Genomic DNA, 15,327 nt, shown 5'->3' with positions numbered 1-15,327 from the left:
ATCTGTATTAAGTGCTTAGTACACGAAAATATGATTTTCTGGGAGTTGAGTTAATTGACTGTAAAGTTTAATAATCGGGATCCAGTTTATGTACAGGTTATCCGGCATTTTAAAGAGCAAATCGCCAAGGGGTATTTTGAACCTGGTCAGGAGATTCCATCAAGAAGGGAACTAGCCAACCAGTTAAAGATAAACCCAAATACTGCACAACGAGCTTATAAGGAAATGGGGGAACAAGGATTGATTTTTACTGAGGGGAATATGCCGAGCTGCATTACTAAAGATGAAGCGGTCCTTAAAAGTGTCCGTGAGGAATTGATTATCGAAGCGGTTGACTTATTTTTAGGTTCTATTAAATCCATCGATGTGCCGTTATCCGAAGTGTTGGAGCTAGTTAAGAAAAAGCATGATGCCGAAAGCGGAGAAGCGGAGGAATCGAAATGATCGAAGTGAAAAATGTCGAGAAAAAATACGGCAGGAAACGGGTATTAAAAGGTCTTTCTTTTACTGCTGAAAAAGGTGAAATTACTTGTTTAATCGGTATAAACGGAGTAGGAAAGACGACAATTATGAAAGCTATTATGGCGCTTACTCCGATTAATAGCGGTGAAATTTTGATTGATGGGGAAAAAATCAGGAAAGAAAGCTTTGAAAAAGTTACCTTTATTCCAGATACGATTACGATGTTGCCGCAAATGAAAATTTGTGATGCCTTTGCGTTCATGGCCGATTTTTATAAAAACTGGGATCCTCAAAGGGCAGAAGAGCTGTTGCAATTTTTTAAACTAGACCCTACTGAACGAATTGCCAATTTATCAAAGGGGAATATGGCTAAAGTCAATATGATATTAGGTTTGGCACTGAATGTCGATTACTTACTGATGGATGAACCATTCTCTGGTATTGATATTTTCTCCCGTGAACAGATTGCCGAAGTGTTTACAAGCCATTTAATTGAAGAGCGTGGTGTGATTATCACAACCCATGAAATTAGTGATATTGAACACTTGATTGATAGAGCAGTGCTTATTGATCACGGTGAAGTATTAAAGGAATTTAGCGTAGAGGAAATGCGTGAAAAGGAAGGGAAATCAGTCGTTGATGTCATGAGAGAGGTGTATCGTGGATGAAAAACTATTTAAAACTTCTTAATTTCGAAGTAAATCGATTTTTCAAACTGTACCTAACCTTAATAGGATTGATAATTGTCAGCCAGGTCATTGGGGCAATTGTCGTGTCAAAAGGATATATGAATGGCGTGGATCAGGTGATGTATAAAAAGCAACTATCAATGAGCCAATATATTAAAGATTACGGATTATTTTCTTTTGATCATTTCGTTATTTCAGAATGGTTTCTGCTGCCAATCTTTTTTAGCATAGCCATGTTGATGATTTATGTATTCTTTATTTGGTATCGGGACTGGTTTGGAAAAAATACATTTATTTATAGATTATTAATGTTGCCAACTGAAAGAATTACTATTTATTTCTCAAAATTAACGACGATTATGCTTTTAGTACTTGGTTTAGTTGCCTTGCAAATGGTTTTAATCTCAATCGAAATGCAAATTGTTAATAGTATTATACCAACAGATTTACAATCGCATTTTTCAATTTATGATTTTGATAGTTTAGAAGTGTTGGACTGGGTGTATCCGAATACCTTAACGGAATTTTTCCTGATTTATGGAGTCGGGCTAATCTTTGTAGCTGTTCTATTCACGGCCATTTTAATTGAACGAAGTTACGGTTTAAAAGGCATTTTTATCGCAATCGTTTATGGAATGCTTTCGTTCGGAGTCTTTATTGCGCCATTATTATTAAATGCATTTTCTAGTGGCTATTTTTATTCACTTGAAGTCTTTTTAATGGAACTGGTAATGAGCATCATCGTATTAGGAAGTGCCATTTGGATTGCAAATCATTTGCTAAAATATAAAATCAGGGTCTAAGGGGGGAATGGCAATGAAAAAATATTGGAAAACGATATTGATTAGTTTAATCATCGTGACGACAATCGGTACTTACTATATTCAACAGGCAATGGCAAAGAATATATCTTTTAAAATTGAATCTACTAGCGGAAATAAGGGAGAAATCGACAACCTTATCATTCATGCAAGTTATCAAAGTAGTGATATTTTTCGTAGGTTGGATATATCAAAGGATGGTTCGACTAATCAAAGCGGGTCTTTTATTGGAGAGTTGAAGGAACGATATTACCCTGGGATGTTTCAAAAATATATTCAAGAACACCGTAAGTTTATGCGTGGAAAAGAAGCAAATCCTGGACAGTATTTTGAAGATGAAGACCGTTTAATTTACACGATTTTTTCAAATAAAGAGGGTCGAGGAGATTCTTTCACTCTGCAAATCGATATACTTGATAAAAATACAAATGAAAGTTCTTCATTTGAAATCAATATGCCAGACCAAGTAAGATATGACTGGATCAATGAGAGTGATGTCTATGTAGAAAATGGAAAAATAAAAATAGTAGCAACAAGCAATCTCAATAATGAGGAAGAGTTGCACTTATACACGGTTGATGAAAACAAAAAGGAATTAGAACAAGACTCAATTATTGCAAAAATAGAGTCAGACGAGATAAGCAGGGCCAGCATCTATATATTTAATGACTATAATAAAGTACAAAATGAAAATTATTTCTTATATATGGTTGAAAAATACAAATATCTGGAAAATGGTGAGCGTAAAACTATCTCTAGCCCAATGTATCTGTATAACTATCTGAATAATGAAGTGAAGGAATGGACAATTCCAGCCGAATTAAATCCATATAAGCACTGGATCATTCTTCAAGAAACAGATATATTCATTCCTGTTCGTTCAACCAATGGTTTAGTACTGAACCGTTATAATATAGGGAAGAATCAGTGGGAAGAACCTATCAGCTTTAAATATCCAAGCATTGCTAATGCTAAAGAAAAACCTTCTATACAGATTACAGATGGTAAGCTATATTTAGTCGATCGTGTTTCGGATGGTCATTTGTTCCTTATCGGTGATTTACGGACAGGTGAATCATTATATGAAGGTAAAATCATCACTGAAGATAAAGAAAAACTAGATGCAGATTACTCACTTTATATCGAGCAAATATATAACAACATTCATTAATTTGAAGAACATACATTTTAATAAATTTGAGTAAGCAGCTTTGGCAGGTATGAATTCTTGATTCGTATCTGCCGTTTTTTTCTTTGGTGGATATTTGTGGAATATTAATGACAGTATGCCGATAATGAAATTAATCACTGGAGAAAGTTAAAGGCAATTTTTCTTATTGAGTAACGGAGTAGGTTAGTTAAGGAAGGAATTAAAAACTTACGTCTTCATAGGAACATCTTTGACGCAAAGATTATAGGTAAATTCATAGAAGGTTTCAAATAATTTCAAAATTTTTGAACGAAATGAAGCATCGCTCCGTCTAATGGAGGAAGGAGGCGAAAAGGATGGAATGTGAAATCGTGCAGCGTGCTATTCGAGGGGATCATCAAGCAATACTTTCACTTATTGAAATGGATGAAGAAATTTTATATCGCATGGCTTTTACATATCTGAAAAATGAGCAAGACGCTTTAGACGTGATGCAGGACCTAGTTTATAAGGCACTGAAAAAAATGCATACCGTTAAACAGCACGAATATGTCAGAACATGGCTCGTGCGCGTCTTAATCAATTGTTGTAAAGACCATTTGCGAAAACGCCAACCAACCGTTGCAATTAAGGAGCATCACCAAGTTGAATGGGGTATCTACTCTGATATGGAGCGGTTATTGGAACATTTATCTTTGTCGGAGCAGCAACTCGTCTATATGAAATATTTTCAGCAACTAAAAAACAAAGAAATTGCTGAGCTAAATCAAATTCCGGAGGGTACTGTAAAGTCTAAGCTTCACCACATACTAAAGAAGCTGAGAAACTTCGCTGGAGAAAAGGAGGACTGGCTATGAGTAAACTACCGATTGACGTTCCAAAGGAGAAACTTCAACAAGTACGGATGGATATGTTTCGTAAAGTTCAACGAGAAAAAAGAACAAAGAAGCGCATTGTTTCGGGTGCAATAGCCTTTTTGTTTTGCTTAAGCTTTTTATTTTCAATTCGTGTTTCTCCTACGATTGCTAGCCATGTTGCAAAAATACCTGGCTTTCAAGCAATTGTATCTGCGGTTGTAAGAGATAAAGGGATAAAAGATATTGTGGACAATGACTACTATGAGGAAATCAATGCGACGCAGTCTAAAAATGGCCTATCGCTTACATTGCAAGGCGTGATTGCAGATAGTTCGGGATTAGTACTTTACTATGACGCCGATGCCTCATTTGATATTTCGGAATTACACTTGAAAGAAGTTCAATTGTACCAAGGGGACGAAGAAATTGAAGGCGGAAGTTCAGGTTCATCTACAAGCCATCAGTCAAATCAAACACGTATCTCTTCTTCGGAAAATTATAGTTTTTCAGAGCCTTTCGCTTATACTTCAAAGGATTTTAAAGCGGTTTTTCATTTTTATGAAAAAGATAAGGGGAACATAGAAATATCGGTACCGTTTTCGCTACAAAATGAAATCGCAAAGGAGAAAACTGTTACTGCGAATCGTACTGTAAATGTCGATGGTCAGAAATTTACGATTACAAAAATTCGCCGTTCTCCATTAAGAATGGCAATCGATATTGAATTAGATGAAGCGAATACGATGCAAATTTTATCTCTTGAAAATATTGCGGTCGAGACGGAAAATGGGGAGCGAAGAGAAGAAGTCGTTAAAAACGGCTTGTTCATAGGCAGAAATAGTCGCGATGGCAAATTCACGCTAAATTTACAAAGTAACTATTTCCATGATTCAGATTCACTCAAACTATTAATTGGAGCTGTTCATGCCGTTCCAAAGGGCGAGGATTTTATCGAAGTTGATTTTGGCACAAATGAAGTACTCACGAAGCCCGATTATTTAGATTGGGATATTTCTGTAACAGAGCAAGGTGTATCAGTTGCTGCAAAGAAATGGGATGATAGAATGCGACATTCGTTTCTAAATAGTGCTGTAAAAGCTGATGGCACGCCGTTAAATTATACAGGTGGCTCGTACTCAGATGATGAGCAGTACCTATTTGCGACGGAGAGCTTTGAAAATTATGATGGCAAAGCAAAAATATATATAAACTATTACTTCAATCCTATCGGAAAAAATATTGAACTGAATATTCCATTGAAATAAAGTAAAGATGTTCAAAAAGGCTCTCCTTTTTGAACTCTTTTTAATGTTTCCATATTTGGGGTAATATCTCTGTGTTGGCTTCAGGTAAAGCAAAACCAAGGCAAAAGGATAACGTGAGATAAAAGTAAGAGCCATTCCAAACTTTTGGAGTGGCTTTCCTTCGTTTTGAAACGTAAAGACAAACAAAGACGTCTAATTGGTTAAAATTAACTTAATGGAGGAAATATGAGATTAATATTACTGATACTAATGTTGTCTATATCTCTAACTACAATTTTTCCAATTCAAAGCCAGGCTTTGAGTTGTGTTGAATTAGAAGGACCAGCAATTGACCATTTTGATACTGCAATCGTTGGGACGGTTTTAAATGTGAAAAATGATATTAAAGGATTCACTGGTCTAAAAGAGACAAAAAAGTATGTCTTGATCGATGTTGAGAAAAGTTGGAAAACAGAAGTGAATTCCCAATTGATTTTTGAAGCTGATTTTACATGGGCTTATAACTTTGAAAAGGGGAAAAAATACATTATTTATTTGAACGAAGAAAAAGGGAACTATTTTAATAGTCCTTGTAGTCCAGTTGTTTTAGTAGAATCAAATAATGATTATGAACAATTAATTGGGGAAGGTCAAAAACCGAAAAAAGAAGTTTATTTAGGCTATAAGATGTTGTTCAAGCATGATAAGGATTTAGATTTTGAACTTGTGATTTTAATAATAGCCTTTTCGTTAATCTTAATTTGGAAATGGAACTCAAAAAGAGTCAAATCATCTAAGAAAGTAGATTAAACTTATTGAGCTAACGGGGGCGAATAGAACGTTGAACAAACACTATAAATGAAATGGGAAGGAAGATGGCTAATGATTAATAAATTTTTTGGTTAATGGAAAAATCTGTGTTAAAAAATGTATAAATTAAAGTGTTGATGTTAAACTGAAATAAACAAAAATTCTGAGGTGATTATATGGGAAAATCTATACATTATACGATAGAACCACCTAATGACTTTGAGCAATTACTAACCTTATATGAATCTTTAGGATGGAATTCACTTAAATTAACAATTAATGATTTGGAACAAATGTGCAATCAAAGTTGGTATGCAATTTATGCTTATGACGAAAAACAATTAGTAGGTATGGGGCGTGTTATTTCAGATGGTGTAATTACTGGAATAGTATGTGGATTATGTGTTCTACCAAGCTATCAGTCTGAAGGAATCGGCAAAGAAATGGTGAATCGAATAATTCAACATTGTGAGCAAAATCGAGTAATTCCTCAACTAATGTGTGTTGAAAGTTTAGAAACCTATTATGAAACTTTTGGCTTTAAGAAGTTTTCCATTGGAATGACAAAAAGTATAAATCGTTAAATCTAATTCGTTATTACACTATCAAGTGCGATTGTTCAATTAGAGCGATAGCTTTTCTCACTTTGGAAGAACATAAAAAGAGGTGAAAAATCGGGATTAACTGCTTTAACATTTACATAGAGTAGGCGTACATAATCTAAAAAGTGATAGTGTAATTATTTTGGGAATTTTAGAGAATAGACTTCATCTTGCTTCTTATGGGTTATTTCGTTTAGTCATTCTCTTAAAATTTACACTAATACCTTTTGCAGGCTTAAGTACAAGCCGATATCGGATTCAGTTATGCCGCGGCATAATCGAGCGCGAAAACCTAAAGTTCGTGTAGTTATCTTCTTCATGCTAATGAGCATATACTTAAATAACGAAGATCGCTTTTTCTTCTTCAATTTAGTGGCAGGTTCGTTATGCAGGTCTATGTACTGGGGGCACTACAATGCCTCTGGTGTTCCATTTTTATTAGACTAAAATATGGAGGCGGAAAATTGAATGATGATAATGAAGTTTTAGTAGATAAAGAAACACGAAATGATATAAAGATGAAAGAAGAACGGAAAGAGGGAGAACCGACTCCGGCCTTCAAAGGGGCTTCGTGGGCAGCGCTATTAGTTGGCGTTGCGTCTTATCTAATCGGTTTGTTTAACGCAACTATGCAATTGAACGAAAAAGGATTTTACTTTGCAGTTTTAGTATTCGGACTGTATTCTGCGATATCTTTACAAAAAGCAGTTAGAGATAAAGATGAGGGAATACCAGTTACGAATATTTATTATGGTCTTAGTTGGTTCGCCCTGATTGTATCTATTTCATTAATGGCCATCGGTTTATACAATGCAGGAAGTGTTGTTTTAAGCGAAAAAGGATTTTTTGGGATGGCATTTGTTCTTAGTTTATTTGCAGCAATAACAGTTCAAAAGAATATAAGGGATACACAGAGGGCAAGAGAAAAAGCTTGAGTTATGTACTAAAATGGAGCAGAATCTATTATGCTGCTTGGGGTTTCCATAGCTAGCTAAATGTTTATGTTTTTGCATAGACAACTAAATTTAAATTTGAGAAACGGATCACCTGCGGAAAGGCTTCCATTTCTTTCTTCAACTATCGAAGGGTTTTAATTAAAGGTTGTTGGGTTGCTTAGGCAACTCTTTTTTTATTGATCTAACAGCACAGTATAGTTTAAGAAGGAGTACAATGAATTTAGGAGAATATTATTCAAATGAAAACATGGGGGAACTGTGATTTATGGATAGAACTGAAGAACTTTTAAAAAGTTTCGGATTAGTACCTAAGATAGATTTTGTGGATAGAATCAGAAATTTATTAAAAGAAGAACTAGATAATGAATCATCGGAAGATAATGAATACTTAAAAACACTATGTATTCAATTATTTGCTTTAGGAAGTGTTGACGATACTCTTTTAATATGGAGAGCGAAGGAAAAGGACTTTGATACACATTGTTATATTGATGCTCAACTATTATGTGGTGCAGGATTGGAAAAGACACTGGGTTATCTCAAAAAATTTGATACTTTAGAGGCAAAGAAAGAACTAAGCTATTTACAGAAATGTAAAGAAGATTTTGAGGATTTCAATGTAGAAGAAGTCTTGAATTTTTATAAAAAATATTACGGAATTTAGGAATGTTTATATAAGGTCATTATTATTCCTTGTTGAACTAACAGTTGCGTTTCAATAATAAAATGAAACGCTTTTCTAATTGTGGTATAGATTCAATAACAAAATGATATGGAGGTTAACATTTGGGTGAACAGAGAAGAGAGACAGAAGAGATTAAAGGAAATTCTAGAGGTACGAAGACAAAAAGAAATTATCCAAGAAAGAATTGAAAAAGAGAATGAAGTAAAGGCTTTGCTTCAAGAAGTGTTCGGCGAATCGGAAGTATTTGAAATACAAGATTCTAATAAAAGTGATTTAATTGTAGAAGATTTTTCTGCAAATTTCCCATTTACATTTTGGAATAGAATCGACTGGGGAAATGTTAATGTTAACCAAATCGAAGTGGTTGACCAAGAAATAACAAGTATTCCGTCACTTTTAATTTCTAAAGGTTTAGATACATCAACTCCTATATATATCTTTTGGGGATACGATAGTCATCCATGTATAAAAACTAAATTGACTAATGAATTATTAAGTAATATTGAGGAGATAGTCTGGTTAGGAAGTGACTTATATATTTATTGCCTAACTCAAAAATATGTAATTGAATTCTTTCATGATAATACTGTTAATATAGGGTGGGTATAGGTGAAAAAGAATATTTTTCACCTAACGATTCAAGAGTAAAAGCTACCCAAGTCAAAGGCTACTTTTCTTATTGATGAGCAGGATTGTTGAAAAAGATAGCGAACTTATTAAGTTAGTTAACTAAATATATACGATCCTGTGCAAAAATATGCCAATTTATGTGATAAAGATTGACCAACCTATGATAATATCTGTCACTGAGGAATTCCTGCTTGCCTATAAAAAAGTGAAATTGTTGCCGGATGTTCTTTACACGGATCAAAAAAAAGAATTTATTGTCTACTCTTTTATACCTGGAGAAACTCACTATAATCGAGGATCGAAAGTAGAATGGATGAAAATTTTAGCGAAAGAGTTATTCAATCATTATGAAAAGGTGGACAAAGATATTCCTTGGGGAAGAGTAAACGGGATTCATAGAAGCTCCTGGTCAGACTTTAATCAGAGTAGTTATGAGTCTTCCAAAATGAATATTGGTAAGCTCTTACCGAGCGAAGACCATAAAAGAGTAGAGTTATTGGTAAATATATTAAATACTTATCACTATCAAGAGGAGAAGTATTACCTTCACGGTGATACGGGTGTTCATAATTTTGTCTATTCTTGTAATCAGTTAAAAGGCGTTATTGACCCATCACCTCTAATCGGTCCCAAAATTTACGATTTTACCTATGCGTTTTGTTCCTCACCAGATAGTCTGGATTTACATACACATTTTTCTTCATTTTCGTTGTGGAACGGAAATGCATCCTTGACAAAGGAACAACTATTGAATGAAGTTGTTTTCAATTATATACCCGAATTGGCGTGTGTATTAAAGTTCATCCGCATGATCTTAATGGTTATTTGGAAGCATGGGAGGAATGGAGGAAGTATCTTCCTAGTACTTACCGTGACAAAAGCTTGTGAATATGTGGAGAATATTTAAAAAATGAAAGAAAAGCCAACGTTTTGAAGTAACATTATTCAAAACGTTGGCTTTTTATATCTATTGATCTGAAATGATTTGTTATTTAATCCCTTGTTAAAATTTGGTGTTAATGCTATTATGTGAATATATCTTATGAATATTCATGAAATATATTCACGAAAGAAGGGGATCTTCAATGGCAAGGGGAAAAAAGGTTTTTTCAGAAGAAGATAAAATGCTGATTAAAAGTAAATTGAAAGATGGATGCATGGCATTTTGGATTTCTCCGGGTTATAAAGAAACAAGCATTGGCGCATTGTGTAAGAAAGCAGAAATATCAACAGGTACTTTTTATAATTTATATGCCAGTAAGGAAGAACTTTTTTTTGAAGTTCTGTATGACATTCAAGATACTATTTATGAAAATTTCATTGAGCGAATTGAACAATGTCCTGAGAAGTCCGGCTTTGAAACAGCCATCATCCAGCTTTACTATGAATACGAAAGCAAGCCATTTCTTTATGACGTGAAAACGACTGATTTTACATCGTTTTATAGTAAACTTTCGGAGGAAATGAAAGAAAAACTAATATTTGATAGTAGTGAACTTTTTCGTACAGCAATCAAACGAGCAAATCTTCAATTAAAGGTTCCTGAAAATTTAGCCTTTTCTACTTTCACAGTCCTTCTTTCAAGCATTGCAAGTAAAGAAGGAATTTCAAAGAACTGTGATCATTTAGCTGCATTTCAATTTATTACGAAGCAGTTGGTAGCAAGTATTTTTGAGTAGAGGCTCTAATGCAATTATAAAATAGGAGGAGATATCAATGGATTTATTTTGGCGTGTTATAGACTTTCTAAAAGAAACAGCACCGTTCTTTATCACGGTGAATATCATTTTAGCAAGCTTCCTACTAATTTTAGGGTTAGTTTTAATGTCCAAAAAGAATAGAGAACAGAAGACAAAAAAGATTGCCGGAATGGTGTGTTTATCATTTTCAATGTTGGCTTTTTTAGGTGCTTTGTCCAATGCATTTTTTTCTTTTTTCGTATTCTAAAAAGGGGAGGATAACAAGATGTTAGACAAACTACAAAATATTATGGATGTGGCATGTAAATGGGGAAATAAAAGTATGGGAACTTCTATTCAATTCCCTAAACCAACAAAAAAATCCATGGTATCCAGTGCTTTTTCAAGTGGAATTATTAGTAGTGTAATGACCTTCTATGGACTTCTTTTTAAGAATATATGGGTTTTGTTATTTGGTGGAATTGGCATCATAAGCAGTGTTTTCATATATCGGCAAAGTGAAAAAAACGATTAGATAAATAACATGAATTTTTAATATAGCTAAAAGCTGAGAGGAATCTGTTTTGATTGTTTATTGTCAAAATGGATTCTTCTTTATTTAGATAAACAAATGCTATCGTTGTTTACAAATAAATAAACTTATTATATATTGTTTATTAAATGGTGAACGAAGAGAGGTTTTGTTTATGGATTTAACTGATTTGACGATAGAGGAATTATCGAGGGGATATGTAGACTCAGGTGATGCGTATGAATGTATATTTTGTAAAGAATTATTTGACGCCGAAGAAGTGTTCAAAATAGATGATCGTTTTTTTACGGCTAAAAAAGCTATACAACGACATATCGAGAATGAACATATTTCCGTATTTGAAGCGTTACTTCAATTAAATAAGAAGGATACAGGGCTATCAGATATCCAAACCGAATTGCTTAAGCTCTTTGCAACAGGGGCGCCAGATAAGGAGATTGTTAATAGCACTACTGCAAATAGCATTTCAACAATTCGTCAGCATCGATTTAAATTGAAAGAAAAAGAAAAACAAGCAAAAGTCTTTCTGGCAATTATGCAGGCTTTAGAAACAACAAAAGTATACGAGCCAATTCATAAGGGGGCAACACAAGTGGATGAACGTTATGCAATTATTGTAGACGAGAAAGAAAAAGTACTAGCGACGTATTTTAAAAATGGCTTAGATGGTTCAATTGAAAGTTTTCCAAGTAAAGAAAAACGAAAGATTATTTTACTGCAATACATTGTAACGAAGTTTGAGCAAGGGCGTAAATATAACGAAAAGGAAATCAATGAAATTTTAAAGCCTATTTATAGTGATTACGTATCATTAAGAAGATACTTAATTGAATATGGTTTCCTAGATCGAAGTGATGATTGCACAACGTATTGGGTGAAAGAAGTTTAAACTGAACGAGCGTTGATACTTTCTTTACCTTAATATTTACATAAATAACATTACTTGTTACTTGTTTTTATATTAACTATACTTATGTTGTAGTCATATAGAAAGGGTGATTGGATGAGTAAGAACTTTATTATATTTGGAGCAAGCCAAGGATTAGGTGACGCATTTGTAAAAGGGTTACCAACAAAAGGGGATACAGTATGGGTGGTGTCTCGAACACGACCAAGTAGTTTAGATATAAATGATGGTGTAAATCGTAAATGGCTTTCTATTGATTTATCTAGTCAACAACATATTCCTGCTTTAAAAGAAACTTTACAAGGCGTTGCTATTGATGTATTAATTTATAATGTTGGAGTATGGGAAAAACGTGGTTTTGAAGATGACTATACGTTTGATAATGATGAGATTGGGGATATTGCAAGCTTAATTAATATTAATTTAACTTCCACGATTACATATATTCAGACGCTATTACCTAATTTAAGACAGGCCGAAAATGGAAAAATAATTTTAATTGGATCGACAGCAGGTTTAGATCATACGAATAATGCACAAGTTTCGTTTGTTACTTCTAAATTTGGCTTGCGAGGTATTACAAATGCTTTACGCGAGCATTTGAGAAAAGATAAAATCACTGTAACGTGTATTAATCCAGGAGAGCTGGCTGCTGAAGTACCTTTTGAAGAAGGGGCTGAAAAAGCAATTAAGTTGTATGAAGGTACACGTATTCCAGTACAAGATATTGTAGCCATTGTCCAATGTGTGATTAATTTATCACCAGTTTCATGTGTAAAGGAAATAAATATTCCTGCCATTACAGATATGAATGTATAAAAAAACGGCTCACGTGTTGAACGATTCTGTTCAATATGTGAGCCGTTATCATTATGAATGATGGAGCCTGTAAAATTGTTTAGTTCGAGTAAAATGCCTTTCCTACTGCAATAACAGCTTTCGAAATCTTTGACTTCGGATGAACAGATATATGATTCTCTAGCGTGAAGTTACTATTCTAATAAAATTAACCCTCATTTTTTTCAGGAATTAAAACTTCTAACTCAAGAACATTGCTATTAGTAAAAATGCCGCTTGAGAGCTCCATTACATAGACTGGGGCATTTTTCTTGTCGATAATGGATAATATTTGTTCCTCAAAGTCATCATCAGTTTCACCTAAAATAAATAGAGAACTATATTTACCTTCATTCATGATGAAATCAGCTTTCTGTTCAGTTTCTATACATATATGATATTCATCTTCTTCAAAAACATAAATAATATCATTATAAAAAAATTGCTTTGATAATTGAAATTTAAACATATCTTTGGCTGATAAAGTTTCATTTGTTTTTAAAGTGATTATTTTTTCTAAATGACTTTCTTCTAAGTATTTTGTTGAATTCACTTTTTTGTTTGTAATATTTACATAATGTTGATCAATTGCCTTTTGAATCTTTTGTAATTTGTTTATTTCGTCTGAAAGTTCTTTTGATTTTTCTCTTAATAAACTCAAATAGTCATTTTTTTCATACGTAGTTAAAACCTCTTTAATTTGTGCGATTGAAAGATTTAAACTTCTCAACATTAATATTTGAGCAAGCTGGTAAATTTCCTTCAGAGAATATTTTCGATATCTATTATTATCCGTGTAGGATGGAAATAAGAGGCCTTTTTCTTCGTAATAGCGTATTTGATGATGACTAATATCAAATATTTTAGCCAATTGATTTATTGTAATTGTTTCATCCATAATATCCCTCTTCTCTAGATAAATATAAACTCTAGGGCTAGCCTAATGTCAAACAATAAACCTAATATAAAACCTTAAACAGATAATGAAAGGAATGGATATAAGAATTTGTAGGTATAAATTCCGTGTGATAAAGCTAACGGATTTGCGACGTGGCGGTTTTAGCATCTACCAATGGATAAATGGACAGTGAATTGAGAGGTGGGCACAAACAAAAGTTGGTTTGACATTAGGTCAACCCTATAGTTTATAGTGATGGTGTATTAACTGAAGGAGGAACATTTATGACCGAACAGTTACAATCTAAACGTATTGAAGGGCTAGATTTCGCTCGAGCATTGGCTATGTTTGGGATGCTTATAGTTAACTTTAAAATTATTATGGGAGCGGCAGGGAATGGACCGGATTGGCTTATATGGTTTACTGGACTTTTCGAAGGAAGGGCGTCTGCCACTTTTGTTACATTGGCCGGTATCGGAGTTGCGTTGATGACAAGAAAAGCTAGAAATCGCGGTGACCTTTCATCTATTAAAGAAAATAGGATGAAATTATGGAAACGTTCCGCTTTTCTTTTTATTCTAGGTTTACTTTTATATGTTGCTGATTGGACTGGTGATATTCTCCATTATTATGGTGTTTATATGCTGATTGCATCCTTTCTTATCGTAGCTTCTACAAAGCTCATGATCATCCTATCTAGTTTTTTTTTAATTACCTCGCAAGTCTTACAAGTGACAGTGAATTATTTGAAAGGATGGCATTCAGAACAACTGTTTATGGAATATGTTGATTTTTGGACGATCGAAGGTTTTCTAAGAAATCTTTTGTTTAATGGATATCATCCAGTATTCCCTTGGATCTGTTTCTTTTTGCTTGGGATGGTCCTTGGCAGACTTGATTTATCGAAGAAAACTGTAAGAAACAAAATGTTGTTTATTTCTATGGTTTTACTCGTAACAATTGGGGTACTTTCAAAAGTATTAATGCGACTATCTCTATCGGTATTAGATGTAAACAGTGCAGAATTCTTGTTTCAAACAGGGCCAATTCCACCAAACATTTTATATATCTTATCAAATTCTGCTTCTGCGACTATCGTCATTGTTGCTTCAATTTATATCGTAGAAAGGTTTTCTGGACAATGGTTGATAAAATCACTTATTCAAACAGGACAATTAACATTAACTCATTATGTAAGTCATGTATTCATCGGTGTTGGCATATTGGCTTTATTCAATCGGTTAGAAAACCAAACGTTGGCATTTTCATTAGTATTTACACTATTGTTTTTCGTAGCGAGTATTCTATTTTCTGTTTTATGGAGCAATAGATTTAAAAGAGGGCCGATTGAATGGGTGATGAGAAAAATGACAAATTAATATTGTAGTAGAGGAAGTGAATTTCTGTTACATAAGGAGAGTTTATAAAAAGGGTAGGACATAAGGTTATTTTCAAAGCAAAAAAATTAAAAATTTCACATCAGAAAAAGCGCGAGAAATCAACGTTACTAAAATTGATTTCTCGCGCTTTTTAAGGTTTTAATCAGT

General features: G+C 33.6%; 19 protein-coding genes. 18 read left to right on the top strand and 1 reads right to left on the bottom strand.

Annotated features, from left to right (window positions below; genetic code table 11):
- The first annotated feature begins 54 nt into the window (after positions 1-54).
- The 17 genes from ACQKMI_RS03985 (at position 55) to ACQKMI_RS03905 (ending at position 12,864) form a co-directional block, all read left to right on the top strand.
- Complete coding sequence (locus ACQKMI_RS03985) at positions 55-444, top strand: GntR family transcriptional regulator (protein ID WP_374966927.1); 390 nt, start codon at positions 55-57, stop codon at positions 442-444.
- Positions 441-1,130: an ABC transporter ATP-binding protein gene (locus ACQKMI_RS03980; protein ID WP_427487403.1), complete on the top strand. Its 690-nt coding sequence runs from the start codon at positions 441-443 to the stop codon at positions 1,128-1,130. Before ACQKMI_RS03985 ends, ACQKMI_RS03980 begins: the two co-directional genes overlap by 4 nt.
- Entirely contained in the window at positions 1,127-1,954 is an 828-nt protein-coding gene (locus ACQKMI_RS03975) for a hypothetical protein (protein WP_427487402.1), read from the top strand. The genes ACQKMI_RS03980 and ACQKMI_RS03975 overlap by 4 nt, the downstream gene beginning before the upstream one ends.
- Before the next feature lie 13 nt (positions 1,955-1,967).
- On the top strand, positions 1,968-3,143 hold the full coding sequence (locus tag ACQKMI_RS03970; RefSeq protein ID WP_427487400.1) for a hypothetical protein: 1,176 nt from the start codon (positions 1,968-1,970) through the stop codon (positions 3,141-3,143).
- A 335-nt stretch (positions 3,144-3,478) separates the two neighbouring features.
- A complete protein-coding gene (locus ACQKMI_RS03965; protein WP_427487398.1) occupies positions 3,479-3,979 on the top strand; it encodes a sigma-70 family RNA polymerase sigma factor in 501 nt (166 codons plus the stop codon).
- Positions 3,976-5,244, top strand: coding sequence for a DUF4179 domain-containing protein (locus ACQKMI_RS03960; RefSeq protein WP_427487396.1), 1,269 nt, complete (start codon positions 3,976-3,978; stop codon positions 5,242-5,244). Before ACQKMI_RS03965 ends, ACQKMI_RS03960 begins: the two co-directional genes overlap by 4 nt.
- A gap of 225 nt (positions 5,245-5,469) precedes the next feature.
- The gene (locus ACQKMI_RS03955) at positions 5,470-6,033 is read left to right on the top strand and encodes a hypothetical protein (RefSeq protein ID WP_427487394.1); all 564 of its coding nucleotides are present in this window, start codon (positions 5,470-5,472) and stop codon (positions 6,031-6,033) included.
- A gap of 176 nt (positions 6,034-6,209) precedes the next feature.
- Positions 6,210-6,617 (top strand): GNAT family N-acetyltransferase, encoded by a 408-nt coding sequence (locus tag ACQKMI_RS03950; protein ID WP_427487392.1) that lies wholly within the window; start codon positions 6,210-6,212, stop codon positions 6,615-6,617.
- 536 nt (positions 6,618-7,153) lie between these two features.
- Entirely contained in the window at positions 7,154-7,570 is a 417-nt protein-coding gene (gene yiaA, locus ACQKMI_RS03945; protein WP_427485086.1) for an inner membrane protein YiaA, read from the top strand.
- A gap of 286 nt (positions 7,571-7,856) precedes the next feature.
- Complete coding sequence (locus ACQKMI_RS03940; RefSeq protein WP_427487390.1) at positions 7,857-8,255, top strand: hypothetical protein; 399 nt, start codon at positions 7,857-7,859, stop codon at positions 8,253-8,255.
- Positions 8,256-8,363: 108 nt separating this feature from the next.
- Complete coding sequence (locus ACQKMI_RS03935; protein ID WP_427487388.1) at positions 8,364-8,885, top strand: hypothetical protein; 522 nt, start codon at positions 8,364-8,366, stop codon at positions 8,883-8,885.
- A gap of 148 nt (positions 8,886-9,033) precedes the next feature.
- A complete protein-coding gene (locus tag ACQKMI_RS03930; RefSeq protein ID WP_427487386.1) occupies positions 9,034-9,813 on the top strand; it encodes a phosphotransferase in 780 nt (259 codons plus the stop codon).
- A 178-nt stretch (positions 9,814-9,991) separates the two neighbouring features.
- On the top strand, positions 9,992-10,585 hold the full coding sequence (locus ACQKMI_RS03925; RefSeq protein WP_427487384.1) for a TetR/AcrR family transcriptional regulator: 594 nt from the start codon (positions 9,992-9,994) through the stop codon (positions 10,583-10,585).
- 37 nt (positions 10,586-10,622) lie between these two features.
- The gene (locus ACQKMI_RS03920; protein ID WP_427487382.1) at positions 10,623-10,853 is read left to right on the top strand and encodes a hypothetical protein; all 231 of its coding nucleotides are present in this window, start codon (positions 10,623-10,625) and stop codon (positions 10,851-10,853) included.
- 18 nt (positions 10,854-10,871) lie between these two features.
- Positions 10,872-11,120 carry a hypothetical protein gene (locus ACQKMI_RS03915; RefSeq protein ID WP_427487380.1) on the top strand — a complete coding sequence of 83 codons (249 nt, stop codon included), beginning with the start codon at positions 10,872-10,874 and terminating at the stop codon, positions 11,118-11,120.
- A 172-nt stretch (positions 11,121-11,292) separates the two neighbouring features.
- On the top strand, positions 11,293-12,027 hold the full coding sequence (locus ACQKMI_RS03910; protein WP_427487378.1) for a DUF2087 domain-containing protein: 735 nt from the start codon (positions 11,293-11,295) through the stop codon (positions 12,025-12,027).
- A 114-nt stretch (positions 12,028-12,141) separates the two neighbouring features.
- Positions 12,142-12,864 (top strand): SDR family NAD(P)-dependent oxidoreductase, encoded by a 723-nt coding sequence (locus tag ACQKMI_RS03905; protein WP_427487376.1) that lies wholly within the window; start codon positions 12,142-12,144, stop codon positions 12,862-12,864.
- Positions 12,865-13,051: 187 nt separating this feature from the next.
- On the opposite strand, the gene ACQKMI_RS03900 is transcribed toward ACQKMI_RS03905, so the two are convergent.
- Complete coding sequence (locus ACQKMI_RS03900; protein WP_427487374.1) at positions 13,052-13,780, bottom strand: MerR family transcriptional regulator; 729 nt, start codon at positions 13,778-13,780, stop codon at positions 13,052-13,054.
- A gap of 284 nt (positions 13,781-14,064) precedes the next feature.
- Here ACQKMI_RS03900 and ACQKMI_RS03895 point away from each other — a divergent pair, with 284 nt between their 5' ends.
- Positions 14,065-15,159: a DUF418 domain-containing protein gene (locus ACQKMI_RS03895; protein WP_427487373.1), complete on the top strand. Its 1,095-nt coding sequence runs from the start codon at positions 14,065-14,067 to the stop codon at positions 15,157-15,159.
- Positions 15,160-15,327 lie beyond the last annotated feature (168 nt).

It is taken from the genome of Lysinibacillus sp. NPDC097214 (assembly GCF_050277945.1).
GTDB classification, from domain to species: Bacteria; Bacillota; Bacilli; order Bacillales_A; family Planococcaceae; genus Lysinibacillus; species Lysinibacillus xylanilyticus_B.
Note: the sequence above shows the minus strand (reverse complement) of the source record. Positions and strands in the feature narration are given on the sequence as shown.